Annotated in this window: 20 protein-coding genes and 1 tRNA gene; 1 reads left to right on the forward strand and 20 read right to left on the reverse strand. The window is 70.2% G+C overall.

Going from position 1 to position 22030, the window contains the following annotated elements; genetic code table 11:
* Positions 1-2: 2 nt before the first annotated feature.
* The 11 genes from SPR02S_RS35080 to SPR02S_RS35130 form a co-directional block, all read right to left on the reverse strand.
* Positions 3-1955, reverse strand: a complete 1953-nt coding sequence (locus SPR02S_RS35080) for a hypothetical protein (RefSeq protein ID WP_158697935.1) — start codon at positions 1953-1955, stop codon at positions 3-5.
* Positions 1956-1987: 32 nt separating this feature from the next.
* Entirely contained in the window at positions 1988-4693 is a 2706-nt protein-coding gene (locus SPR02S_RS35085) for a hypothetical protein (RefSeq protein ID WP_019061699.1), read from the reverse strand.
* Positions 4693-5145 carry a hypothetical protein gene (locus tag SPR02S_RS35090; RefSeq protein ID WP_019061700.1) on the reverse strand — a complete coding sequence of 151 codons (453 nt, stop codon included), beginning with the start codon at positions 5143-5145 and terminating at the stop codon, positions 4693-4695. The genes SPR02S_RS35085 and SPR02S_RS35090 overlap by 1 nt, the downstream gene beginning before the upstream one ends.
* Positions 5133-5966 carry a hypothetical protein gene (locus SPR02S_RS35095; RefSeq protein ID WP_019061701.1) on the reverse strand — a complete coding sequence of 278 codons (834 nt, stop codon included), beginning with the start codon at positions 5964-5966 and terminating at the stop codon, positions 5133-5135. The genes SPR02S_RS35090 and SPR02S_RS35095 overlap by 13 nt, the downstream gene beginning before the upstream one ends.
* A 69-nt stretch (positions 5967-6035) precedes the next feature.
* Positions 6036-7679: a major capsid protein gene (locus tag SPR02S_RS35100; protein ID WP_019061702.1), complete on the reverse strand. Its 1644-nt coding sequence runs from the start codon at positions 7677-7679 to the stop codon at positions 6036-6038.
* A 114-nt stretch (positions 7680-7793) separates the two neighbouring features.
* Complete coding sequence (locus SPR02S_RS35105) at positions 7794-8030, reverse strand: hypothetical protein (RefSeq protein WP_019061703.1); 237 nt, start codon at positions 8028-8030, stop codon at positions 7794-7796.
* On the reverse strand, positions 8030-8188 hold the full coding sequence (locus SPR02S_RS63490; protein ID WP_019061704.1) for a hypothetical protein: 159 nt from the start codon (positions 8186-8188) through the stop codon (positions 8030-8032). Before SPR02S_RS63490 ends, SPR02S_RS35105 begins: the two co-directional genes overlap by 1 nt.
* 3 nt (positions 8189-8191) lie before the next feature.
* The gene (locus SPR02S_RS35115; protein WP_019061705.1) at positions 8192-11950 is read right to left on the reverse strand and encodes a phage minor head protein; all 3759 of its coding nucleotides are present in this window, start codon (positions 11948-11950) and stop codon (positions 8192-8194) included.
* Positions 11943-12149 carry a hypothetical protein gene (locus SPR02S_RS35120; protein WP_019061706.1) on the reverse strand — a complete coding sequence of 69 codons (207 nt, stop codon included), beginning with the start codon at positions 12147-12149 and terminating at the stop codon, positions 11943-11945. Before SPR02S_RS35120 ends, SPR02S_RS35115 begins: the two co-directional genes overlap by 8 nt.
* Positions 12146-13894 carry a hypothetical protein gene (locus tag SPR02S_RS35125; protein WP_019061707.1) on the reverse strand — a complete coding sequence of 583 codons (1749 nt, stop codon included), beginning with the start codon at positions 13892-13894 and terminating at the stop codon, positions 12146-12148. The genes SPR02S_RS35120 and SPR02S_RS35125 overlap by 4 nt, the downstream gene beginning before the upstream one ends.
* A gap of 2 nt (positions 13895-13896) precedes the next feature.
* Entirely contained in the window at positions 13897-14229 is a 333-nt protein-coding gene (locus SPR02S_RS35130) for a DUF1360 domain-containing protein (RefSeq protein ID WP_019061708.1), read from the reverse strand.
* Positions 14230-14637: 408 nt separating this feature from the next.
* Here SPR02S_RS35130 and SPR02S_RS35135 point away from each other — a divergent pair, with 408 nt between their 5' ends.
* Positions 14638-15201 carry a hypothetical protein gene (locus SPR02S_RS35135; protein ID WP_158697936.1) on the forward strand — a complete coding sequence of 188 codons (564 nt, stop codon included), beginning with the start codon at positions 14638-14640 and terminating at the stop codon, positions 15199-15201.
* Between the two features lie 21 nt (positions 15202-15222).
* On the opposite strand, the gene SPR02S_RS62530 is transcribed toward SPR02S_RS35135, so the two are convergent.
* From SPR02S_RS62530 to SPR02S_RS35175, 9 genes are all read right to left on the reverse strand, one after another.
* On the reverse strand, positions 15223-15474 hold the full coding sequence (locus tag SPR02S_RS62530; protein ID WP_373283366.1) for a hypothetical protein: 252 nt from the start codon (positions 15472-15474) through the stop codon (positions 15223-15225).
* A 62-nt stretch (positions 15475-15536) separates the two neighbouring features.
* Positions 15537-17129 carry a terminase large subunit domain-containing protein gene (locus SPR02S_RS35145; RefSeq protein ID WP_019061711.1) on the reverse strand — a complete coding sequence of 531 codons (1593 nt, stop codon included), beginning with the start codon at positions 17127-17129 and terminating at the stop codon, positions 15537-15539.
* A 3-nt stretch (positions 17130-17132) separates the two neighbouring features.
* The gene (locus tag SPR02S_RS35150) at positions 17133-17729 is read right to left on the reverse strand and encodes a hypothetical protein (RefSeq protein ID WP_019061712.1); all 597 of its coding nucleotides are present in this window, start codon (positions 17727-17729) and stop codon (positions 17133-17135) included.
* Positions 17726-17941, reverse strand: a complete 216-nt coding sequence (locus SPR02S_RS35155; protein ID WP_019061713.1) for a DUF8847 domain-containing protein — start codon at positions 17939-17941, stop codon at positions 17726-17728. The genes SPR02S_RS35150 and SPR02S_RS35155 overlap by 4 nt, the downstream gene beginning before the upstream one ends.
* Entirely contained in the window at positions 17938-18867 is a 930-nt protein-coding gene (locus tag SPR02S_RS35160) for a ParB N-terminal domain-containing protein (protein WP_019061714.1), read from the reverse strand. The genes SPR02S_RS35155 and SPR02S_RS35160 overlap by 4 nt, the downstream gene beginning before the upstream one ends.
* Positions 18864-20207, reverse strand: coding sequence for a putative antirestriction adenine methyltransferase (locus SPR02S_RS35165; RefSeq protein ID WP_019061715.1), 1344 nt, complete (start codon positions 20205-20207; stop codon positions 18864-18866). Before SPR02S_RS35165 ends, SPR02S_RS35160 begins: the two co-directional genes overlap by 4 nt.
* A gap of 119 nt (positions 20208-20326) precedes the next feature.
* Positions 20327-20401, reverse strand: a tRNA-Gly gene (locus SPR02S_RS63495).
* A 138-nt stretch (positions 20402-20539) separates the two neighbouring features.
* Positions 20540-21481 carry a phosphoadenosine phosphosulfate reductase domain-containing protein gene (locus SPR02S_RS35170; RefSeq protein ID WP_019061716.1) on the reverse strand — a complete coding sequence of 314 codons (942 nt, stop codon included), beginning with the start codon at positions 21479-21481 and terminating at the stop codon, positions 20540-20542.
* A gap of 179 nt (positions 21482-21660) precedes the next feature.
* Positions 21661-21996 carry a hypothetical protein gene (locus SPR02S_RS35175; RefSeq protein ID WP_019061717.1) on the reverse strand — a complete coding sequence of 112 codons (336 nt, stop codon included), beginning with the start codon at positions 21994-21996 and terminating at the stop codon, positions 21661-21663.
* Positions 21997-22030: the final 34 nt, after the last annotated feature.

A 22030-nucleotide genomic window follows, 5' to 3' on the forward strand; every position in this document is an offset into this window, starting at 1 on the left:
CCTCACTTCCAGGTCCAGTTGAGGAGGTAGTTCGCGGCGGCTGTAGCGCCCGCGAATTCGGCGGCAGCAAGGGCGGTGTCGCTGTCCTGGGCGACGGACCACGTCATGGTCATCCCGGTCGGGATCGTCACGTTCGTGCCGTCGCTCATCGTGGCCAGGACGCTGCCGCTCAGGACGCTCAGGGTGACGCTCTGCAGGCTCGGGAACGCTGCGGCGATGTCCTGTGCCGTGGTGCCGGTGACGTTGCGGACGCCCGTACTCAGCGGCGCAGGCAGGACGTCGGCGGTGGTGCACTCAACGGGCGCGGTCGGCGTGTACGGCTTGGTGAGGTCACCGTCCAGGTAGGTGCCGAGCAGCTCGGGAGCGGCCCCTCCACACGGGTCGACAGCCCACAGTTCGGTGTACGTGGCGTCACCGAGGCCGTCGCCGTCGGTGTCGTCGCACCCGCAGCGTTCGACGATCTGCCGCGTGCAGGACTGGCAGGCGCCGACAGTCCCGGTCGGCGTGTAGGCGGTGGTCCCGTCGAGAGCGGTGTCCCCGGCGGCCGTGACCGCGCCGGTGGTGTTGTCGACGGTCCAGTGCCGCAGGAACTGAGTCACTGTGCCGTCCGCCGCCGTATCGCACAGCACCTGCTGAAGGTGGTCGATCTCCTCGGCTGAGGCGTCGCACACCCCGACCGTGCCGCTCGGCGTATACGCGGCCCCGGCAAGGGTGTAGTCCGAGAAGCCGACGACGGCGCCGTTCTCGTCGCGCCGGAAGTCGCGGACGAACGGGGTCACGGTGCCGTCCGCCGCGGTGTCGCACAGCTGGACGAGGTCCTGTTCCGGCTGGTCCACTCCATCCGGGCACACGCTGACCGTGCCCTGCGGGGTGTACGTGGTGCCGGTGGTGGCGTCGACGAGGCGCACGGAGGCGATCGCGCCGCTCGCGTCGTAGCTGTACTCGATGAGGACCAGGCCGACGACGTTGCCAGCCGCGTCCACATCACAGAAGGTCCCCGAGACCTGGATGGAGCGGGAGTCGCCGCATGCGAGGGTCCCGGCCGGCGGAGCCCCTGCGGAGAACGCGCCAGTCGTGAGATTGATCCAGCCCTCGGAGGTGACGGCGCCGGTGCAGTCCCGTACCACGGTGACGGCGATCGGCGTCCCGTCCGCGAGGCACAGCCCGACCGTGGCCGTCGGAGTGGTCGGAGAGGCGCAGTCGCTGACGGGCAGGCACGCGCCGACGGTGCCGGTCGGGGTGTAGGCGGTCACGCCATCGAGGAGAGCGTCCGCGGTGGTGGTCGTCGTGCCGTCGCTGGTGAACGTCCGCAGGAACGGCACGCTGCTGCCGTCCGCCTGGACGTCGCACAGGAGTTGCGTCGAGCGGTCCGCCGCGGCGGGGCACGGGACGATAGCGGGCGCGGTGAGCGTCGCGCCGGTCTCCGCGTCAAGGTAGGAGACGGCCGGGTCGCCGCACGCAGCGCACTTCAGGACTGCCGCAGTGCGCGTGGCTCCGCCGCCGGCGTCGTAGCAGACCGTTCCCAGGACGACCGGGGTGTCCGCGGTGGCGTCCGGGCAGTCGGCGGGGGCCGTCGGCGTGTAAGGCTGCGCGAAGTCCCCGTCTCGGTAAGTGCCGAGGAGCTGCGGGGCGCCGCCGTCGCAGGGGTCGAGCGCCCACACCTCGACGTAGGTGACGTCTCCGGTGCCGTCGGCGTTGGTGTCGTCGCAGCGGGTGCGCGTGCTGATCTGCCGGGCGCACTGGTCGCTCTGGGGGCCGCAGACGCCGAGCGTGCCGGTCGGCGTGTACGGGGCGCCAGTCGTCGGGTTGACGATCCGTGTCCCGACCCGGGCGCCGCTGCTCGTGTCGTAGACGGGCTCGACGAGGGCGAGGCCGGCCACGGTGCCGTCCGCGAGGACGTCGCACAGCAGCACCGTTTCCACGTCGACCCGCGCGGCGGCCGGAGTGGCGCTCATGATGATGGGGGTCTGGCCGCAGCCGCAACCGCTCACAGGTCTACTCCCTCAGTCCAGTTGACGACGACAGCACCCGTCGTCGCGGTGATCGTCAGTGGCCCGATGAGCCGCACATCCATGTCTCTGGTGATGGACCACTGGGCGGTCTCGCCGTCGAAGAGCGCGCTCGTGCCGTCAGCGGTGGTGACGGTGCCGGTGCCGCCTCGGGCGGTCGCCTGGATAGCGCGCAGCGTGCCGTACTGGGAGGCGTCCCACACCTTGCCCGGGACGAGCTGTACGCGGTGTGCCTGGACGCCTGCGGGGCGCTCGACGACCGGGTCCGGCGCGTCGCAGTCGACCGGCGCAACCGGCGTGTACGGCGCCGACAGGTCGCAGGTGTACGTGCCGAGCGGGGTGGGCGTGCCCGTGCAGTCGACGCCGAGGAGTTCGACGTACCAGGCGTCGGCGATGCCGTCGCCGTCCGTGTCGTCGCACTTCTCCGCCTGCACGATGTTCCGTGCCGGGCACGGTGGTTCGGGGCAGCACTCCCCGCCGCCGGCCTGGCACTGGCCGGGCTCGCCGGTGACCGTGTACGGCTGCCCGTCGAGGGTGGTGTCCGTGACGGTGAGGACGGCGCCGGTCTCGCAGTCCGTGATGACGTTGCGCACGAACTGCGTAGCGCATCCGGTCTGGTCGTAGACGACGGTTGCGTGGAACTGGGACAGCTGCCACGAGGTGTGGCGCACCCCCGGGCAGATGCCGCCGCTGTCGTCGTAGGCGTCGAACGCGAGCAGGACGGTGATGTTCCCGGCGGCGAGGTCGGCGGCCGGGACGTCGGCCTCGACCGTGAGCGTCCCCGTCCACCCGGCGGGAGTGTTCTTCGGGGCGAGGTCCAGGGCGATGCGGTTCGCGTCGCCGGGCCCGTTGTAGAGGCCGATGAAACCGGTGGAGGCGCACCCGTCATCCGGGCCGAGCTGGGCGGCGTCGACCTGCACCGACACGTGGGCGGTACCGGCGTCGCAGACCGGCCGCGGCGCCTGGATGGTCGCCGCGGCGGTGCGCACAGTGCCGGTCGTGCCCGGCTGCGGCCCCGCAGCCTGCGGGAGGGTGAGCGTGCCGCCGTCCCACAGCACTTGGGCGCCGGCCGTGGCCACACCGGTGCTGTACGGGTAGTACGGGCCTGGGTCGTTGTCTGTGACGGTCGGGGTCGGCGTGCCGTCGGTCGGCAGGTCACACAGGAGGAGCGTGCTGCTGTTGCGGCATGGCTCCGTGGGCGCGCCTTCGCAGACGTCGACGGTGCCCGTCGGCTGGTAGTTCGCCCCGGCGAGCGTGTAGTCCGTGTGCCCGACGATCTGCCCGTTCTCGTCGCGCCGGTAGTCGCGGATGAACCGGGTCACGGTGCCGTCCGCTGCGATGTCGCAGAGGACGACGAGGTCTTGTTCCGGCTGGTCGACGCCAGCCGGGCAGGTCGTGATCGTGCCCTGCGCGGTGTAGGTCTGGCCGGTGGTGGCGTCGACGAGGCGGACGCTCGAGACGCTGCCGTCTGCCGCGTAGGTGTACTCGATCAGGACCAGGCCGACGACGTTCCCGTTCGCGTCGACGTCGCAGAAGGTGCCGGTCGTTGTGATGCTGCGGGACTCGCCGCACGCCATGACCCCGGCTGGGGGCTGTCCGGTCGAGTAGGCGCCGGTCGTGAGGTTGATCCAGCCCTCTTCGCGGGTGACGCCCTGGCAGTCGCGGGTGACGACGACGGCGATCGGGGTCCCGTCGGCGAGACACAAGCCCACGGTGGCGGCCGGTTCGCGCGGCTGGTCGCAGTCCGAGGTCTGGGCGCAGTCGCGGATGGTGCCGGACACGATGTGCGGCGTCTCACCGTCGAGCGCGACGTCTACGAAGGACGCGGTCCCGTCGGACAGGAACGTGAACCGGCGCAGGAAGGGGCCGCCGTCATCGCACAGGAGTTGCGTATGGCATTGCACCGATCCGTACTCGCAGTCGACTGGCGCAACCGGCGTGTACGGCTTCGACGGGTCGTCCTGGTAGGTGAGGACCAGCTCAGTCGTGCCGTCCTGCTTGACGCACCACAGCTCGCTGTACGTGGTGTCGGCGGCGCCGTCCCCGGTGGTGTCGTCGCAGCGGGTCACACAGATCGTGTCGACGCAGTCCTGGGTGCACACGCCGACCGTGCCGGTCACGATGTGCGGGGTCTGCCCGTCCAGGGCGACATCCTCGAACGTCGCCTGTCCGTTCAGGAAGGTGTAGCGGCGCAGGAACGGGCCGCTGGCGTGGCACAGCAGCTGGGTGTGGCACTCGACGCTGCCGTACTCGCAGTCGACCGGGCTGGTCGGCGTGTAGGGCGTTGAAGGGTCATCCTGGTAGGTGAGGACCAGCTCGGTCGTGCCGTCCTGCTTGACGCACCACAGCTCGCTGTACGTGGTGTCGGCAGCACCGTCCCCGGTGGTGTCGTCGCAGCGGGTGACACAGATCGTGTCGACACAGCCGCCGCAGCCGTCACACGGCGCGGCATCGGCCGGGGCGGGGCCCACGGTGAAAGCGCCGGTGGCTGGGTCGACCCAGCCGACGACCTGCGGCTGGGTCGGCGGCGCGTCGCAACCGGTGCACCCGGACTCGACGACGACGATGATCGTGGTGCAGTCCGGGCGGCACAGCAGCGTCGAGGTGATCGACGGGGCGCAGCACGCTTCCCCTGTGCCGCCACCGCCGCCGCCACAGGCGCATGGGATGGGCGTTACTGCCATCACTCCACCTCCGGGTGCGCCTGGCGGCGGTGGGTGTCACGGCCGCGCGCGGTACCGAACGGCCGGGAGCAGACGTCGCAGACGATGGCCGCGCCCTCCCCCTCTGAGGGCGCGGCACCAGCCGGGGCCGGCCGCTGCTCCGGCTCCGGCAGCTGAACAGCGTCGGGCCCGTACGCTGCTTCGGGAACCTCGGGCAGAGGCTCGCCCGGGACGCCGGTGTGCCACTGCGACGCGGCGGCGAGGGCCTCGTCTTCGAGCGGGGACCGGTAGGGATGCCCGTCGACGGTGGCTCCGATGAGGAGCTCCTCGGGCATGTGCGTGAACAGGTGAGGCGGGACCGAGAACGCGCTCGGGGCGCAGGTGCGGACCTTCGGCGTCTGCCGGACGGCCCACTTGGCGAACTCCACGCGCATGGTGCTCGACGGCTGCACGGTGATCATCAGCACGGACACAGCGACACCCTTATGGCTGCTGCCTCGCAGCACGCGACTTCGATGACGAAGCTGCGCTCGGCGAGGACGAAACGGTCGTTGGTCGTGATGCGGAAGCTCTCCGCGTCGGTGCCGGGCACGATCGCGGGCGCCTCGCGGCGGACCCGGAGGGGCCCAGTCACGTACAGCCACGCTTCGCCGTCCGGGGCCTGCGTGCAGTCCGCACCGCCCACGTTCAGGGCGTAACCGGCCCCGAAGATGACGCCGTTGCCCATGAGGGTCTCCGGGCACTGGGTGTCCCGCGTGCGGGTGACCACGTTGCAGCAGCCCATCAGGGCTGCGGCGGCGGCCGGGACGTGGAGGAGGCCCTGCCCGCCGTAGTTTTCGGCGAGCCACCCTTCGAGCGCGGCCACGCCCTGCGCGACGGGGACTGCGGCACCGGGGGTGAGGTCCACGGACATGTCGCAGAGGACGTCCCGCATGAACCACTCTTCCAGCGCCCGCTGTTCTCCCATGCGGAGCGTCTCGCGGGCGTGCTGCACGGCCTCGTCGTACGGCCAGCCGACCGTGCCGCAGGTGACGCCGGCGTAGATCGTGATCGGCGAGGCGGAGCACACGCCGGGCCGCTCGAACGTCTTCATCGTCGGGCCGGGTGTGCTGCTGCCGTCGGGGCACCACTCCCAGTCGTGCGCCGCCGCGCAGGACAGCGGCATCCACTCGGTGCCGAGAAGCTCGTGCACGTCGGCCACGTCTTCGATCTCGACGCAACCGCCGAGGATGCCGTACGGCGACGGGTTACCCGGGATCGGGTCGACGCGCTTACGGAGTCCGGCTGCTGGCATCTGCCTCACCTCCTCTCATCCGGGCAGCCCCGGCAGGGCAGAGGGCCGGGGCTGCGGATGGGGTGGGGGTCAGCTGCTGCCTGCGGCGCAGACCAGTTCGAGCTGGGCGCCGGTTGCGCCGTCCGGGCAGACCGGGACGGTGATGAGGCGGGTGTCCACCGAGCGGTCGACGAGGGCGACGCACTCCTCCGCGAACAGCGCGGTGTAGTCGTTCGTGACGAACTTCGTGCTGTCGTGAACGACGCCCAAGTTGACCTCCTCGCCACGGCCGATCTGGATCGAACCGGACGGGTAGACCAGGAAGTTCACGTTGGCCGGCCACTCGGTGGCCGGGGTGGCGGCGCCGATGTCGGACGGGACAGCCGGGGACAGGCCGCGCGCGAACTGCACCCGCACACCCAGCGTGGAGAACACGTCCTGGATGCAGGTCGGGGACAGGTCGCAGATGTTGACGCCGTTCTGCCGCGCCAGGTCGGACAGGAAGAGGTTCCGCGACCACCACGGGAACACGACTTCGAGGGCGATCGTGTCACAGAGGCTGTGGCGCTCGATCATGTCGGCGGCCTGGAGGGCGACGGCGGCGTAGATCGCCGACAGCGCGCCGAACGTGGGGGCCATGACGACCGGCGTCGCGGTCTGAAGCGCCTGCTGGAACAGGACCTGCTTGATGCGGATCTCGTGCGCCACCATCGCGTTGCGCAGGTACCAGGCGACCAGCTCCGGGAAGTGGCGCTGCGTCAGGATGCCCGCCTCCAGGCACACACCGACGGCGTCACAGCGGACCTCGACCGGGTCCGGGCACGGGATCCGGAAGCACGGCTTGGTGGCGCCGGAGATGTCGTCGGCCTCGGTGTGGACCCACGTCATCGAGGAAACGTCGAGGCTGAGCGGCTTGTAGTAGCGCAGACCACCGCGCGACAGCTGGATCTCCGGGGCGTCCCACAGCATGTCGGGGCAGGCCACGCCAGTGATGTCATACAAGGTCTCGCTGGGCGCGCACCAGCCGCCGGAGGCGACGAGGTCACCCTGCGGGAGCCGCGCCTGGTTCTGGGCAGCGAGCGCCACGGTGGTGCCCTCGGGCGCCGAGCTGGAATCGGTGACGACCAGGTCCTCCGCGAACGGGTGCCGGTAGGAGATGACCTGCCCCACGCCACCGCCGGCCGTCTTCAGGGCGTTGGCGCGGCTGATGATCCCGGTGACGACCTGCCCGAAGTCGAGCGGAGAACCCGGGGTGTACCCGGGAACGTCCACGGCCGCGGTGATGGTCGTGCCCGGAGCGGGCGGCTCCGGCAGCACGCGCGGCTGGGAGGCGCGCACGGCACCCAGGTTCAGGACGGTCCGCTTCACGAGGGACGCGGAGGCGGACACCGCAGGCTCCGCCTCCGGCTCGGGCTCGGCCGGCGTGTCCTCATCGGCCGGGGCGGCGGGTGCCTCCGGCGCTTGCGGAGCCGCCGGGTCGTCGCCGCGAACCTTCGCCGCGAGCTGCTCGATCTCCGCAGCGGTGGCCCGCGCAGCGTCGATGCGGTCCTGCTGCTCCTGCCGCATGGCCTCGATACCCGCGGTGAGGGAGCGCAGCGCCTTGACGTCGTCGGGGGTGACGAGGTTGGACGTGGCCCTGGTGTCGAAGGCCTGAACGGCGCCTTCAAGGGCGGCGGCAAGCTGCTCGTCGTCCAGGGTGCCGAGGTCTTCGGGAAGCTCGAACGGCTCAGGCATGACCGGTGTCTCCTAGGGATCAAGGAGACTCGGCCCTAAACCAGCAGTCAGAAACGAATATTAGCTGCACAGGCGGCCAGCTCAGGCCCAAGAGTGGCCGCCCGTGCCAGGGTGTCAGGTAGCGGTGACGCTGGTGGCGTCGGGTGCCGTGCTTTGGGCTGCGGATGCCTCACCGGGGTCGGGGTCGACGATGCTGCCCGGATAGTTCTTGGCGACCGCCTGTGCCGTGGCCGGGGCGTGGGTTTGGAAGGCGGTCTTGCCCTTGCCGCCATCGAGGACGACGCGGTACAGGGTGCGTACCGGTGCGGCGGACGCGCTCCTGGGCCGGGGCTTGTTGCAGCCGCACGCCATCAGTTACTTCCCTTGCTGACCTCGCGGACCTGGCGGCCGTCGCCACGCGCGGCCATGGCGTCGGCGGTCGTCTTGTACGGGGTGGGCCCGAACACCCGGTTCCCGGCAGCGTCAACCACCTCGTACTGCTTCTTGTTCTTCTGGCAGGCACACGGCATGGGTCAGTTCCCTTCCTGCTGCTGGGCAGCGGTTGCGGCGATCTCGGCGCGGAGGGGTGCGAGTCGCGCGGTGAGTTCTTCGAGTTCGGCGCGCGCGGCGGCTGCGCGCTCGGCTTCGCGGTCCTGGAGGGCTTGCGCGAACTGGTCGAGGAATGCGGGCTGGAGGAGTGCGGCGGTGACCTCGTCGACGGTGCTTGCGGTGAGCGCTTCGTCGCGGGCGCGGCCGTGCTCGGGTTCCGGCTCCCCGGCTGCGGCTCGCGGGGGTTCGCTGGCGGTGACCTCGTCGATGGCTGCCGCAGCCGCGGTGAGGGCGAGGTTCGACCGGTCGATGACCGTGGCAGCGGTCAGCGGCGAGGAGTGTCCCGGTACCGGCACGGACAGGACAGCGCGGAGCTGCCAACGCCCGTCGCTGCCCTGCGTCATGTGGTACGAGGGCTGGCACGCCTGGAACACGGTGCGATCCCACGGGGACAGCCAGGGTGCTGCCGCGCCGGAGAACCACAGGCCGCCCTCGTTCATGCCGACGGTGACGACCGCAGCAACGGTGCGCGTGTCGTCGAACTGGCAGACGGCGCTCTCGCACTCGTAGCCGTCCCGGTGATGGCCGACGTTCATCGTCATCGCACCGGCGCGGACCTCGCTGCCGTCGTCTAGGCGGAACGCGGCGCGAAGGAAATGGGAGAAGTCCAGTCCCCGCGCGGCGAGCTTCTCGATGGTGACCTTCCGGCCATGCGAGGCATGCGGTACACCCCGCTGCGCCACCCAGCCGTAGGCGCGGCCGTCGACGATGTGGACGCCGCCGCTCCCGGGCGGGAGTTCCTCGGGGGTGGGCTCGCGGAACCATTCGGCACGCATGGGCTGTTCGGCATGCATCACCTGCCAGGCGGAGGCGACGATCTGGGCTCCGCGCTCGTCGTACAGGGCGTCGAGTGCGGCAGATGCCGTCGCCTCATCGCTCCACGGCGGTTGGATCGTGTCATCGTCGAAGGCCTTCGCGAGCTTCTGGTACAGCGTCTCGACGCGGGACCTGACGGCCTTGCGGTCGTCGTCCGGGAGGTCGACGCCGCCCATCGAGCCTTCGAGGACATCGGCTGCCGCGTACACGCCGTCGGCGACGATCTCCAGGCGCTGCGTGTCGCCGTCGGTGAACACGTCCGCGAAGGGCAGCTTGTAGGCGCCGGCCGTGGCCGGGTCGGCGGCGTCATCGCGGTACAGGAAGCCCTGGCCCAGCTTGTCCGCGTCGACGTCGCCCTTGTCGTCGGTGGCCCAGGCGAGGATGCGGGACGCCGCCTTGCTGCCGTCCCAGGCTGCTTCCGCATCGTCGTGCACGGGCAGGTCCGAGTCACCGAACGCGGCGGCCGTGACCTCGCCCTCGGGCAGCGTGGAGGCACCCACGTACAGGCCCCGGGCGAGCCGTACGACGGTGCCAGCCTCGATGGCGCGGGCGAGATGGCTGTGGACCGTCTCCAGGGCCATGCCGAGCTTGTCGGCGAGGTGGCGGGGGCCGACCGGTGTCGGGGAGGAACGCACGTAGGTGACGAGCCGCTCGTGACTGTCACCCGAGGCGGCCACCAGTACGGGCGCGGACGCGGTCTGCTCGCCGGGCGGGTCGAGGACGATGCGGGCCTTGTCGTAGGCGGGCATCGACACGAGGGTGGCCCCACGCAGGCGGGCGCGGGTGATCCTGACGAGGAAGTCCCCGGACTTCTCCTCGTGGAAGACGACGCCCTCGCCCGGGTCGGATTCGCCGGCGGCCGCGGTGAGCTGGTTGCCGAACACGCGGCGCGCGGTCGCGGCCGAGATGGTTCCGCCGGGGCTGGTGAACAGCATCGTCGTGCGGGCGCTGTGCGCCATTTCGACGCCCGACGCGGTCCACTCTGCGCGTTCCCGGCCGCTGATCATCCACGTGCCGTCGTCGAGGCGCATGACGCTGGCCGACGCGAACGACGCTGCCAGGACCGGGATGTCGGCCTCGTCTTCGCCGGGGGTGGCGGTCGTGTCGACGAGTTGCACGTCCACGTCGTCCAGGTCCACGGACACACCGAGCGGGGCTCCCTGCTCCAGCAGGAGGACGGCGTCGAACCCGGCGGGCTGCGTCAGGTACAGGCCGCCGCTGCCGGTGATGTCGTCGCCTCTGCGGCCGAGCTTCTGGATCGACCCGGCCAGCTCGGCGCCGTCGTGGCCCTGCCCCATGGCTTCCGCGTACTGGAGCGGCCACGGCCCTGCACCGTCCCAGTACAGGGCGCCGCGGGTGAAGATCCTGCCGTCGCCGGTCTGCTGGTTTTCGAACGCGAGGGCGGCACCGTCGGGGGTGGACCAGGTACGGACCGGCGGCGGGGCTGTTTCTGCCTCTGCCTGGACGGGGGTGGCCATGGGGGGTTCCTCCTCTGCAGGGCCGAGCGGGATGTCGAAGTGCTCGCCGGCGAATGCGACGCGGACCCGGTCGAAGGTGACGGGGCCAACGCGCCCGACCAGGTCGTAGAAGCGCTCCGCGGCGGCGCTGTAGATCGCGGTCACGTGGGCATGCCACGGCGTGTGCTGCTCGGGGATATCGGGCAGCTCCGCGTAGGCGTCGGTCACGGCGTAGAGGGCGGCGACGTGCATGTCGTGCAGCGTCGGCGCGGACGGGTCGCGGTCCTCCCGGTCGTCGCCCATGTTCCACACCCACACGGGTTCGTCGCCGTGCGGGTTCCAGTGGGCGGCGCCGAACGCCCGCGCCGCCACAGGCGCGGTGCCCGCGTACTCGCGCATCGCCGCGACGAGGGCGGCGCGCTGCTCCTGGTTCCAGTCGGCGCCCTTGCCGAGGAACACGAGCGTGCAGTGCAGGTCCTCGGCCGACTCGCCACCATCCACGGCCAGGCGCTGCGCGTCCTCCTCCGTAGGGAGCAGCGCGATCATCGCCCCCGTGTGCTGGGAGGCAGCGGCGGCCACTTCCCTTGGATTTGAAAATCCGGCCGTGGAGGCTTCCTGAGTTCCTGCGGCTGCGGTGCGCCGTTCTGGCGCCAATCGCAGGGTGCATCGGCAGTTGACGGTGAGCTGCGGCGGCGCAGTGGGGTCGCCGGGATAGTCCATCGCGACGCCGCCGACAGCGAAGGCCTCATCCAGCAGCCGCAGTTGACCGTTGACGTCCTTGTGGGTGTCGCGAACCTTCGTGTCACGCCGGGTCAGCCACTGCTTGACGAGGGGCCGGTCCGGGCTGGTGAGGTCCTGCGCTGCGGCCAGCGTGGACGCGTTCCACGCACGAGTGGATTCGGTACGGGCGATGCGTTCCTCACGGGTCTCGCCGAGCTCGGCACCCGCACGGGAGAACAGGCCACGCAGCCGGGTGCGGAGCTGGTCGATGTCCTCGCCCGCGTCGCGGCCGGCAGCAAGCTCGGCGACGGCCGCCGCGGTGAGCCGGTCACCGACGGCGCGCAGCAGGTGCTCGGTGTCGGTGACGTACGAGCCGAGCGAGGCGGGCAGGTCGTCCCCACGGTCGTGCTGGCCTGGGAGGTCTTCCCACCCGTCGGGCAGCTCGGAGTTGACGTCGTCGGCGGCCTGGTGGGCTGCGGTCTCGGCGATCCCGAGGAGCCGCCGCATGATGCGCGGCACCCTGGCGGTCCACATGCGGCCGATCCGGGAGAGGGAGAACCGAGCGGCAACGATCTCGCTGGCGTCGCCAAGTCCCCTGCTGATCTCGGCCGCTACCTCGTCGAGGACAGCCCGCACTTCCTCGGCGACCGCCTGCTCGGCGGCCTGGAGCTGCTGTTCGACGTCAGCCACGGTTCACCTCCGGGTCGTCGGGGTCGTCGCATATCTCGCACAGGGCGTACGCGTGGCTCTTCGTCACCCCGGCCGGTGTCAGAAGGTGCAGGTTCGTGCAGGTGAGGGTGTACGCCTTGCACCTCGGGCACCATTCGGTGCGCGGGGGACCCATCACCGCGGTGATGGTGAGCGGCGTGCTGCGGGGGCGGGGGCTCATGCCGCCTCCGTGAAGCAGGTCGACAGGCGCAGCAGCTTCTCGGTCTCGTTGTAGGTGTGCGCCATGCGGGCGGCGATCAGGGCGCGCGCGTAGTCGTCGAGGGCGTCGGTCAGGCAGTCGGCATTCATGCCGTAGCGGGCGGCGACTTCGGGGACACGCACCCAAGCGCCGTCGAGGAGACGCCACGTGTCGATCATGTCGGCGTCGACCGGGTACACGGTGTGGACCTCGCCGGGGCGGATGTCCCGGGCTCGGGCACGTTCGGAGCGGGGGCAGGCGGGCTTGTTGCGGATGCGTTCCCCGGCGGCGGCGAGGGCGGCCCACATGAGGACGTCGACGGCCGCTACGAGGCCGTCGGCGATGCGGGGGCCGGCCGAGGCGGGCAGGGTGTCGGGGATGCTGGTCGTCTCACCTACTGGCAGCGTCGTCACGTTGCTCGGCGTCTCCTCGTCAGGGTTGTCGGCGGGCGCCTGGTCGGCGCTCTTGTTGCGGGCGGCCTCTTCGGCGGTGGGGGCGTCGGCCTCGTCGAAGCCGGTCTCTCGGCGGGCGGCGGCAGCGGAGATCAGGCCGGCTTGGAAGGCCTCAAGGGCGGTCTGGGCGCGGTTGGCCTGGACGCGGAGCTGGCTGGTGTCGTACCAGACGAGCCACTCGTCGGGGTCCTCCACGCCGTCGTCTTCGAGGAGGGGGCGCAGCCACTGGGTGGTCAGGGCGTGGCAGACGATCGCCAGGCGCGGTTCCACGCCGAGGCGGACGGCTTCCGCGCTGATGGCCCACGCTGACCAGTGGTTCGCGTCGGACAGGCCCAGCAGGATTTCGGCGGGGACTTCCAGGCCGTTCGCGAAGCGGCGGATCGCCTCATCGCGGAGCTTCAGCGCGAGCTCGTCGAAGTTCGACTCGAACGACAGCCACTTGATGTCGGCGATGACCTCGGAGGGCACTTCGAGGATGATCGGCACCGTCGCGGCGGCGCTGTCGGGTTCGCGGATCGCGGTCGACGCGACGTCGAGGAACACTTCCAGCAGGTCGTCCTCTGCGTCGCCGCCCTGCCCCGGCGAGGTCGGGAAGCGCGTGCCCTTGGGGACGAGGAGCACACCGCGTCCGGTGATGCGGGAGCGGGCGATGGCGGCAACGGCCGCGTTGAGCAGCTGGAGTTCCTCCAGGAGGCCGAGGCTGGCGCGGACGGGGCTGTCGGCCTCGATGTGCCGGTCGGGGGACGGCTTCCACACGCGTATCGCGATCGGTGCCGTCGGGTCCGCGTCGGCGTTCGGATCGTACGGGGGGATCGCTATCTCTTCGCCTTCGATCTCGGCGACGAGTTTCCCTCCGCCCTGCGGCTTCACCTCGCGGGTGGACAGCACCCGCCAGTCGTAGCCATTGACCAGGTTGGTCTTGTCGACGGTGGGCTGGATGACGATCCAGCCTTCCCCGGCCACGACGAGGTGCGGGCCGAAGTCGCCGAGGATCGTGGACTGCCCGTCGGGGCCGCCCGCGATCTCTTGGACGATCTCCGACGCCGGGTGGTTGTCGGGGGCGCGTTCGATCGTTCCGTCATCGGCGCGGCGCCCGGCGAACAGGGTCGCGCCGGACATGGCGTTGCCGACCCATGTGCCGGAGAAGCGGACTTCGGGGACTTCCTTGAAGAACCGCCACGCCTGTTCCTGCCATGAGGCGTTGGTCGTGCCCCTGCGAAGGTTGGCCGTCTTGACGCTGTAGCGGGCGGCTGCCGCGGTGAGCTGGCGGGGCATGCTCAGCCGTCCAGCGTGTCATCGCGCCGGTTCAGCAGGGCCTGTACGCCGGCCACCGCGAACCACTCGACGCCGTGCACGATCCACGAGGTGTTCCCCCAGCTGCCGGTGGCGCAGAGGTACGCGAGGAGCGTCACGCCGGACAGCCAGAACCCGAAGCAGTAGACGCAGCTGATGAGCTGGAGGAGGAAGCCGCGGGGCTGGGAGTCGATTTTGCGGGCGTGCCAGGCGGCGAGCCGTGTCCTGGCCGGGTCGAGGATTGAGTCATGGACGCCGAGCTGTGTCGCCCTGTAGGCGGCAAATCCGAGCACAGCGAGCACGGGCAGAGAGATCACAGGCCGCCTCCATCAAGATCCCAGGTCAGGAACGGCGGCAAGGATACTGCGCGCGCACTGACCTTCAGTGCGCGCGCAGTGCGCAGTAGGCGGGCGGGATCAGAACAGGGCGATCGTTTCGATGTCGCCCGCGTCGAGGTCTTCCGCCGTCAGCTCTAGCGCGGCGGCGACGCCCCTCCACCGCAGCGACCTTCAGGCTGTGGGCGTGCGGGGCGGGACAGATCCAACTGGCAGCACGTCCGCGACGGTGCTTGCATGGAGATTGAGCTATGCCCTCGTGTGAGCACCGAGGAAGGTCCATCTACGCGCTCACCTGCCCCGGCTTTCGGCGCCCGTTTGCAGCGCACAGCAGCATGCCGGACAGGAGCAGGTCTGCACGACGCAATTCATCAACCAGAGGTGGCAACCATGCCCGCGACCGCCACAAAGATCGACTCCACGTGTCATTCACCACTGTTGTTCATCGGGGGCGTGCTCTTGCGCCCGTCGGCCCCGGGAGCCCTCGAGCAGTTTCCAGACGCGAAATACGTACTCGGCGTGGACATTATCGGCCCGCCCGAGTACAGGGTTGTACTGGATAACCTCATGCTGTTCCTCACCATCACGGATCCCCCCTTGAACGCGGACGGGACCGGGGTGTTCTTCGTCCAGCATGCGGATACCGGCTGGCTTTGGGGCCTCCCCGTAAGTGACGCCACACCCCCAGGTATGGACGGCTGGAAGGAAGACCCGCACCAGCCGCATCAGCCCACGAGGCGACTGCGAGGCCGGAAGCTCCATGACGCGATCTGGTCGGGCCCCGCTAACGGCTCGACCTACTGGATCGGCGTGAACGGCTTGAAAGACACGCAAACTTTGTCCTTCACCGCCTACCCGATGGCAGAGAAGGCTGTCGCTACCACGAGCGGATGCACTATCCAGATGACGGGCCTCAGCATCAACGAAAATCTCAACGGGACTTGGGGCGGTTAGCCCCCAACAACCCCAGCCCGGTCAAAACAAAGACATCGCTTCAACGTCTCCGACATCTCCGTCTTCGGTCTCCACGAGCTGCAGCTGCTCGCCGGGCACCAGCAGGGGCACGATCGAGAGCGAGCCGGGGCAGGACACCAGGGAATCGTCGTGCAGGCGGCGCCGACCGGGCGGGTCGTGACGCCACACACGGCCTTTGCCGGGGCGTCCGGCAACCATCCCGGCGGCGACCCCCCGGCCACAGCTTTCGCACTCGACACGCGGCATCTTCACGCCCACCAGTGTGCCCGGGACGGTGTATGCCGCCGCGCCCCGGACGGCCACGGCCGATGCCGCTACCGGCCGATACGGCGCCCGTACGGGGACGCCGGCCGGTTCGGCTGCACACTGCCCGGTATGCCGCTGCGGGCGCCGCCCTGGGGGGCCTGCGCGAGCGGGGCGTGGACGATGGCGCCCGCGTTGGCCTCCGGGATCAGCCCGTACACGAGGACACAGGAGGCGTCGATCCGGCCCGGCGAATCGGGGTCCGTGGGCTGCCAGGTCGACCACTCGCGTTCCATGTCGGGGAACAGGCCACGGAAGCGGACCTTGTCCTGCACCATCTGCTGGGCGATCGGCTCCGCCCGCAGCAACTTCCCCTGCTTGGCCCGCACCGGCAGGATCGCCGGCATGAGGACGTTCTTGGGTATCTCCTCGTCCCGCTGGAGCTTCTCCCACGACGTCTGGATCGCCAACACACACATGTCCCGGCCGAAGTTCCACTCGACGTAGATGATCGACGCGTTCGTGCGGTACGCGAGCCGACAGGCGGCCATGGACCACTCGGCCGACGACATCGGCGCCGACACGTCGTCGGTGATCCACACGCGGCCGTCGTCGCCGAGGAAACCACCGATGACACCGGCAACGTCCCGGCCGCCACCCGACGGGTCGATCGACACGGCGATCTTCTGCGGCTCCACGGGCGTGGTGGTGTCACGCAGCAGGCGCAGCAGTTCCTCGGACACAAGCGCTCCTTCACCAGGCTGGGGGTCGCCCTGGTAGAGGGCGTGCCAGTCCCGGACGATCGACGTTGCCTTCTTCTGCGCCCACCACGCCTTCAACCTGGCGACGGCCCGGCTGGGGATCTTCGGGTGGGGCAGCGGCTCCCCGGGCTCGCGGCCGAGCGGGTCCTCGCCGAACTTGGGGTCGGCGACCGCGGGGAGGTGGATCACCTTCCACCGGCCGCCGTCCTCGATGCGGCCCTCTTCCTGGATACGGCGCCCGGCGAAATCGTCGGGGTGCCAGCGGGTCTGGATCGCCACCACGGCGCTGCGGTCGGGCTGGAGGCGGGACAGGGCCGCCGAGCTGTACCAGTCGTGCAGGGCACGCCGTGCGGCCTCCGATTCGGCGTCGGCGCGGTCCTTGTGCGGGTCGTCGATGATCAGAAGGTTCACGTCGAAGCCGGTGAGGCCCTTGCCGACGGACACTGAGCGGCAGCCGCCGCCCGCGGTGACCTCCCAGTCCTGCATCGCCCCGGAGCCGGGCTTCATCCGCAGCTCCCACTCGTCGCCGTACTCCTCGACGTAGCCGCGGATCCTCTTGCCGCGCCGGAGCGCCAGGTCGTCGCCGTACGAGGTGACCGCGACCTTGTCCACGGGGAACGTGCACAGCCACCAGAACGGGAACCACTCCGCGACCGTCGTGCTCTTCCCGACCTGGGGCGGGGTCAGGATCAGCAGCCGGTCGTACTCGCCCCGCCCCACCTCGGCCAGCGCATCGCCGATGAGCTTCAGGTGCGGGCGCATCCGGAAGTTCCGGTCGAGGCCGCGGGCGAGCGTCACCGGATCCCGCAGCAGGTCAGCGCTCATCGCCCGGCGTGCCGCCTCCAGCTGCCGGTAGACCTCCTCGTCATCCTGGTGTGCCAGCTCGTCCACGGCCGTCGTCACGGGCTACGCCTCCTCGTCCTCGTCGTCGCTGCCGTCCACGGCCTTGATCCGCTGGTTCACCGACGCCGCCAGCTCACTCAGGCGGGCACGCCGCTGCTCCGGCGGCATCTGCGCGAACTCGGCGAACTGGTGCGCCAGCGCGTTGGTGCCCTCGCTGGTGACGGCGATCGTCTCCGTGGGGTCACCGAACAGGACACGCCGGTGCCGCATCGCGACGTCCATCAGCCGGATGAAGTCACCGGCCGACAACTCGGCCGCGTTCAACGTCGTCAGCCGCTGCGCCAGCTTGCCGATCGCTGCGCCGAGGATCTTCGCGTCGGTCTCTGCGGCCCTGCGGCGCTCCTCCAGCCACATCGCCTCGTACTGCCGGTCCAGGTGCCGGTCGTAGGCCTCGACGCGCTCACGCCACCGGTACTGGGCGGCGAGGTTCCTCACGTGCCCGTACGCGAGTGTCAGCCTCCGTGCGGCTTCGGTCAGGGTGCGGGTCCTGCCGAGGTCCCTGTAGGTGGCGAACTGTCCGTGTTTGTGGGGGGTCTCGTTGGGCTGACGTTCCCACGGGTCGAGTTCGGGGCTCAGGGTGATGGGTGGACGGGTGCTCATGTGGCCCGTTCCTCCCGTCGTGCGGTGCCTTCGTAGCGGTAGAGCCATAGGGGGCCGTCGTCTGCCGGGTTCACGTGACGCCGGTAGACGAGTCGGTAGCCGTCGGCGTTGCGGAGCTCGCAGGTGTGGGGCGGGTTCCAGGGGTCTGCGGGGATGGCGAGGAGTTGCCCGTCGACGGGTCCGCCCGCGAACTGGATGCCGACGCTGCTCATGACGGGTCGCTGGGGACGTGGTTGGGTCCGGAGAGGTATTCGCCGGCGAGGCGTTCGAGGAGCCGCCAGCCCTGCCCCTGCTCGATCTCGCCTCGGCCTTCTGCGGCTGCGATGGCCTTGTTGATCGTGACGGCCGCGGGTGCGGGCAGGGTGCGGGCGCCGAGGACGGTCTCGAGTCCGACGTGCCCGGAGTGGAGGTGGGTGCCGTCGGGTGCGGTGTAGCCCTCGGCGAGTTCGTCGAGGTGGCGCTCGACGATGGCGAGGATGGCGTGGAGGGCGGTGGCCACGTTGCCGACCTTGTGCGCGGCATGTGTCGAGGCGAGCGTGTCCAGGGTCTGCTCGTAGTCGGCGCGTGCGGCGAGCCAGGACTCGTTCTGCCCGAGGCGCGCCTGGTTGAAGGCTTCGCGGGCGGCTTCGAGCTCCATGGGCAGGAAGATCAGGCTCACGGTGGCGAAGTCGAGGTTCGCTTCGGAGAGGCCTTCGGGGCTGACCTCGGCGAGGAGCTGGAGCTGTGCGTCGTCGAGGCCGGAGTAGGCCCGCCAGTCGACGTCTTCGATCTGGTCGTACAGCTGCTGGAGGGTCGCCGGGTCGTCCTTGCCGGTGATGGCGTTGTGCGACAGCTGCCGGGCGATCAGCTGGTCCTTCTCCTGCGGGTCGTCGATGAGCAGGCAGGTGATCTCGTCGAGTCCGGCTTCCACGGCCGCGTCGCACCTGTGGTTGCCGGACACGATGAGCTCGGCGCCCTCCGGGTATTCGCCGGCCCCGTAGATGAGCGGGACGGAGGTGAGGCAGCCGTCGGCCTTGATGTTGGCAACGAGCCGGTCGTACTCCTCCTTGGTCTGGTAGTGCGCGTTGACGGCGAGGCGGGTGAGGGCGCGCGGGTCGCGCTGGACGAGGCGGGGCCGGATTCGACTGCTGGTGGTCATCGCATGTCCTTGCCGTGCTTGGTCTTCCAGAGGGTGAGCGCTTCGATCAGGTCGTAGGCGCCGAGGGGACCGCCGTACTGGAGCTGGTAGCGGTGGATGCCGTCCGCGCCCGGCTCGGTCCGCTTCTGCAGCTTCACGCCGGGGATGCCCCGCCCGTACTTCGCGCTGTTGGGCCGGTCGGTGAACGCGGTGGTGGCCCAGCCGTCAATCCGCTTCGACAGCGAGCGTTGGACGAGGAGCTGCGCCTCCTTCGTGGAGGCGGCCATCACGATGAGCTTCGACAGGCGCCGGTAGCGGGTCCACGACACCGGGAAGTCCGACATCAGGTAGGCGGTGTTCGGGTCGAACTTGGGCGGCAGGTAGGCGAACGCGCCGATCAGCTTCCCGTCGACCGCCACCCCGCACGCGATCAACGGGCTGCCGGGCTTGATCGTCTTCGACATGAACTGGGAGCGGATCGCCGCGAACTGCCCGGCGTTGAGGACGTGCAGGCTCATGCGGTCGCCGAGGTCCTCGTTCTGCCCGATCTTCGGCATGGGGATCGGCTCGACGGGCTGCCGGGGGCCGACGATGCGGCGCGGCCCGGCCGCCGCGTACACGTAGATCGGCAGGCCGCGGTTCGCGGTCTGGACGACGCCGGCGAGCTTGTCCCGCAGCTCGGGGCGTTCGATGTGCAGGCCGAGGACCCAGTTGGGCCGGTCCTGGACCTGCTCGATGATGCGTTCCTTGCCGTCCTCGGTGAGCTCGTCGAAGGCTGGCTCGGGCCAGTTGAACGCGGCGTCGATGGACGCGAACTGCGCCTGGTAGTCCTTCGCGTAGAACGGCGGGAACATCACCACGGGGGCGTCGGCGGGCACCTCCTGGTCGAGGTAGTCGCGGACGTCGCCGGCGAAGAACGAGCCCAGCTTCGTTTGCAGGCCGCGGAGCTTGCTGGCGGTCTTGTCGTGCATCCGCTCCCACTGGTCGCGGGTGGCGTCCATCATCCGCCGGTAGTAGGCGCCGTCCTTGCCGACGTACTGGAGGAAGCGGGTGCCGAGCATGAGGGTGGCGAGGAGGTCGGTGCGGTCCTCCAGGTAGGGCTTGAGCCAGCCGAGGGACTCCTCGTACTCCTCGCGCAGGGTGTAGTTGAGGTCGTCCCCGGCGAGGTACCAGCCGAGGGCGCACGAGTACGCCTGGATGTCGTTGCCGTGGACGCGGCGGGAGTCGCCGAACCGGGCGTGCAGCACGCGTTCGATCGTGAAGTTTCCCGAGCAGCCGACGTAGATGTCTTCGCCGGGCCACGTCCCGGCGTGCTCGTAGATGATCGAACGGAGGGGCGCGGGTATCGAGCCGTGGAACATGGGCCGCTCCTGAAGTCCGTCTGCGCAGGTTGCGCACCTGCGCGTTTGTCGGCCCATTGTCGGCGGTCGCGTGGAATGCGGAAGGCCCTCCCCGGGGACTGCGGGGAGGGCCAATCGTGTGGAGCGCCGGCCAGGGCTTGCACCTGGATCGCCCGACTGGAAGTCGGGCCGTGTTGCCTTACACGCACCAGCGCGGGTGGCGGTCGCGCCGCTGCTCGAACGACCGGCCGATCGGGATCTTACCTCAGCTCCACCGGGTGCGCAGTTCGCAGCAGTGCGCAGCGGGTTTCCCTGTGCCGAGTGGAGAGCACTTCGTGGAGCGCGGCCAAGGCTCAGCCCTGCCAGCAGGCGACGGCTTCGACCCGCGAGGACCGCTCGGCCTCCGCGATGATCTCGGCCATGGACAGGTCGTTGCGGAAGCGGTGCCCGATCTTCTCCTCGATGCGGGCCAGGCGGGCGGCGGGCTCCGGGTTGAGCTGAGCCGACAGCACGAGCGCCGACTTGGACGCGAGGACGCAGAACATGCAGGACAACCTTGGCATTCCGGCGAGGTATGCCGGGTGTTTGCGCAGGCCGGACGCTTCGACGGCCGCCCACACGTCGACGGTCGACCAGGTGTGCACCGGATACCAGACGTCGACGTGGCGGAGGGTGTTCGAGGCGCCCCAGCCGGGGCCGACGCCCTTCGGCACGGGCTGCTTGCGCGCCTTGTACTTCTCGGCCTTGGCCCGACGCGGTACGCACGCATCGCAGGGACATGTCCAGGCGCCTTCGTGGGTGAAGGCGAGCAGTTTGCGGCGGGCCGGGGACTCCTCGGCGCGTATGCCCATGACGTTGAGGATGCGGACGCGGCCGGTGTGCCCCGCCTCTCGTGACTCTTGGACGAGGCGGGTCATCAGGGTCCGCACCGGGCCGCGCTTGAAGTCCGATGTGCACCAGCGGTTGTCGGCGTCGGGGAACATGCCCCGCTCTTCGATCCGGTCGATGAGGTCGCCGCCCGTGCGGGCGACGACTTCGAACCGCAGCCCGTAGTAGGCGGCGTGCTCGGCGGCCAGCTCCTTCGTGCCTTCCCACTCGGCGGAACCGAGGTCGGCGTGCACGCACACGATGCGGTCGAGGACGTCGGCGTCGCGCGCGGCCCAGAACAGCTCGTAGAGCATCGCGATCGAGTCCTTGCCGCCCGAGATGTTCGCGATGATCCAGTCGTACGAGGCGAGGTCGGGGAGGTCCGACCCGAAGCCGGGCAGGTCGAATGCCAACTGCGCCGTAGACATCGGGAACGCTCCTGGGGGCTGGTGGGCGGGGCGGGAGTGCGCGCCATGGGGCCGTGTGGATCTCGTGGAGGGCCTGGGGGCTGCCGCTTGGGGTGGTGGAGTGCTCGGGGTGTTGAGGTGCTTAGATCCGCAGTGAGGCCGGGGAACGCTGCCTGTTCCCCGGCCTCACCCCGCGGTGGCTACTCGGGTTCCTCGTAGCTGGGGGTGGTGCAAGGCCAGCACGCGGCAAGAGCGTGGGAGGCGTAGACGAGGGCCTGCGGGCGGGTGTCGAACCGGGCGGCGTCCTCGGGGTTGTGAGCGCAGCGCTCGTGCAGCACACCGACGTTCCTGGTGAGCAGGGTGGTCTCGCTGCCGCTGCGGATGACGTAGGGGCCGCCGCCGTCGATGTCCTGCACCTCGTAGTGCTCCGGGCCGTCGTCGGACGTCACGATGCGGGACAGGATGGCGATCGCGTCCGGGGTGAGGACGAGGCTCACGCTCCGGGTGACTTCGACCGCGTACGGGCTGGTGCTCATGGCGTTCCCTTTCAGAGCTGGTTGGATGGCGCGA

The organism is Streptomyces prunicolor NBRC 13075 (genome assembly GCF_000367365.1).
Classification (GTDB): Bacteria; Actinomycetota; Actinomycetes; order Streptomycetales; family Streptomycetaceae; genus Streptomyces; species Streptomyces prunicolor.

What these genes read in the sequence shown, in the direction of transcription:
- SPR02S_RS35080 (WP_158697935.1), bottom strand. Translation starts at nt 1,955, where the DNA reads ATGAGCGCCACTCCGGCCGCCGCGCGGGTCGACGTGGAAACGGTGCTG.
- SPR02S_RS35085 (WP_019061699.1), bottom strand. Translation starts at nt 4,693, where the DNA reads ATGGCAGTAACGCCCATCCCATGCGCCTGTGGCGGCGGCGGTGGCGGC.
- SPR02S_RS35095 (WP_019061701.1), bottom strand. Translation starts at nt 5,966, where the DNA reads ATGCCAGCAGCCGGACTCCGTAAGCGCGTCGACCCGATCCCGGGTAAC.
- SPR02S_RS35100 (WP_019061702.1), bottom strand. Translation starts at nt 7,679, where the DNA reads ATGCCTGAGCCGTTCGAGCTTCCCGAAGACCTCGGCACCCTGGACGAC.
- SPR02S_RS35105 (WP_019061703.1), bottom strand. Translation starts at nt 8,030, where the DNA reads ATGGCGTGCGGCTGCAACAAGCCCCGGCCCAGGAGCGCGTCCGCCGCA.
- SPR02S_RS63490 (WP_019061704.1), bottom strand. Translation starts at nt 8,188, where the DNA reads ATGCCGTGTGCCTGCCAGAAGAACAAGAAGCAGTACGAGGTGGTTGAC.
- SPR02S_RS35120 (WP_019061706.1), bottom strand. Translation starts at nt 12,149, where the DNA reads ATGAGCCCCCGCCCCCGCAGCACGCCGCTCACCATCACCGCGGTGATG.
- SPR02S_RS35125 (WP_019061707.1), bottom strand. Translation starts at nt 13,894, where the DNA reads ATGCCCCGCCAGCTCACCGCGGCAGCCGCCCGCTACAGCGTCAAGACG.
- SPR02S_RS35135 (WP_158697936.1), top strand. Translation starts at nt 14,638, where the DNA reads ATGCCCGCGACCGCCACAAAGATCGACTCCACGTGTCATTCACCACTG.
- SPR02S_RS35150 (WP_019061712.1), bottom strand. Translation starts at nt 17,729, where the DNA reads ATGAGCACCCGTCCACCCATCACCCTGAGCCCCGAACTCGACCCGTGG.
- SPR02S_RS35155 (WP_019061713.1), bottom strand. Translation starts at nt 17,941, where the DNA reads ATGAGCAGCGTCGGCATCCAGTTCGCGGGCGGACCCGTCGACGGGCAA.
- SPR02S_RS35160 (WP_019061714.1), bottom strand. Translation starts at nt 18,867, where the DNA reads ATGACCACCAGCAGTCGAATCCGGCCCCGCCTCGTCCAGCGCGACCCG.
- SPR02S_RS35165 (WP_019061715.1), bottom strand. Translation starts at nt 20,207, where the DNA reads ATGTTCCACGGCTCGATACCCGCGCCCCTCCGTTCGATCATCTACGAG.
- SPR02S_RS35170 (WP_019061716.1), bottom strand. Translation starts at nt 21,481, where the DNA reads ATGTCTACGGCGCAGTTGGCATTCGACCTGCCCGGCTTCGGGTCGGAC.
- SPR02S_RS35175 (WP_019061717.1), bottom strand. Translation starts at nt 21,996, where the DNA reads ATGAGCACCAGCCCGTACGCGGTCGAAGTCACCCGGAGCGTGAGCCTC.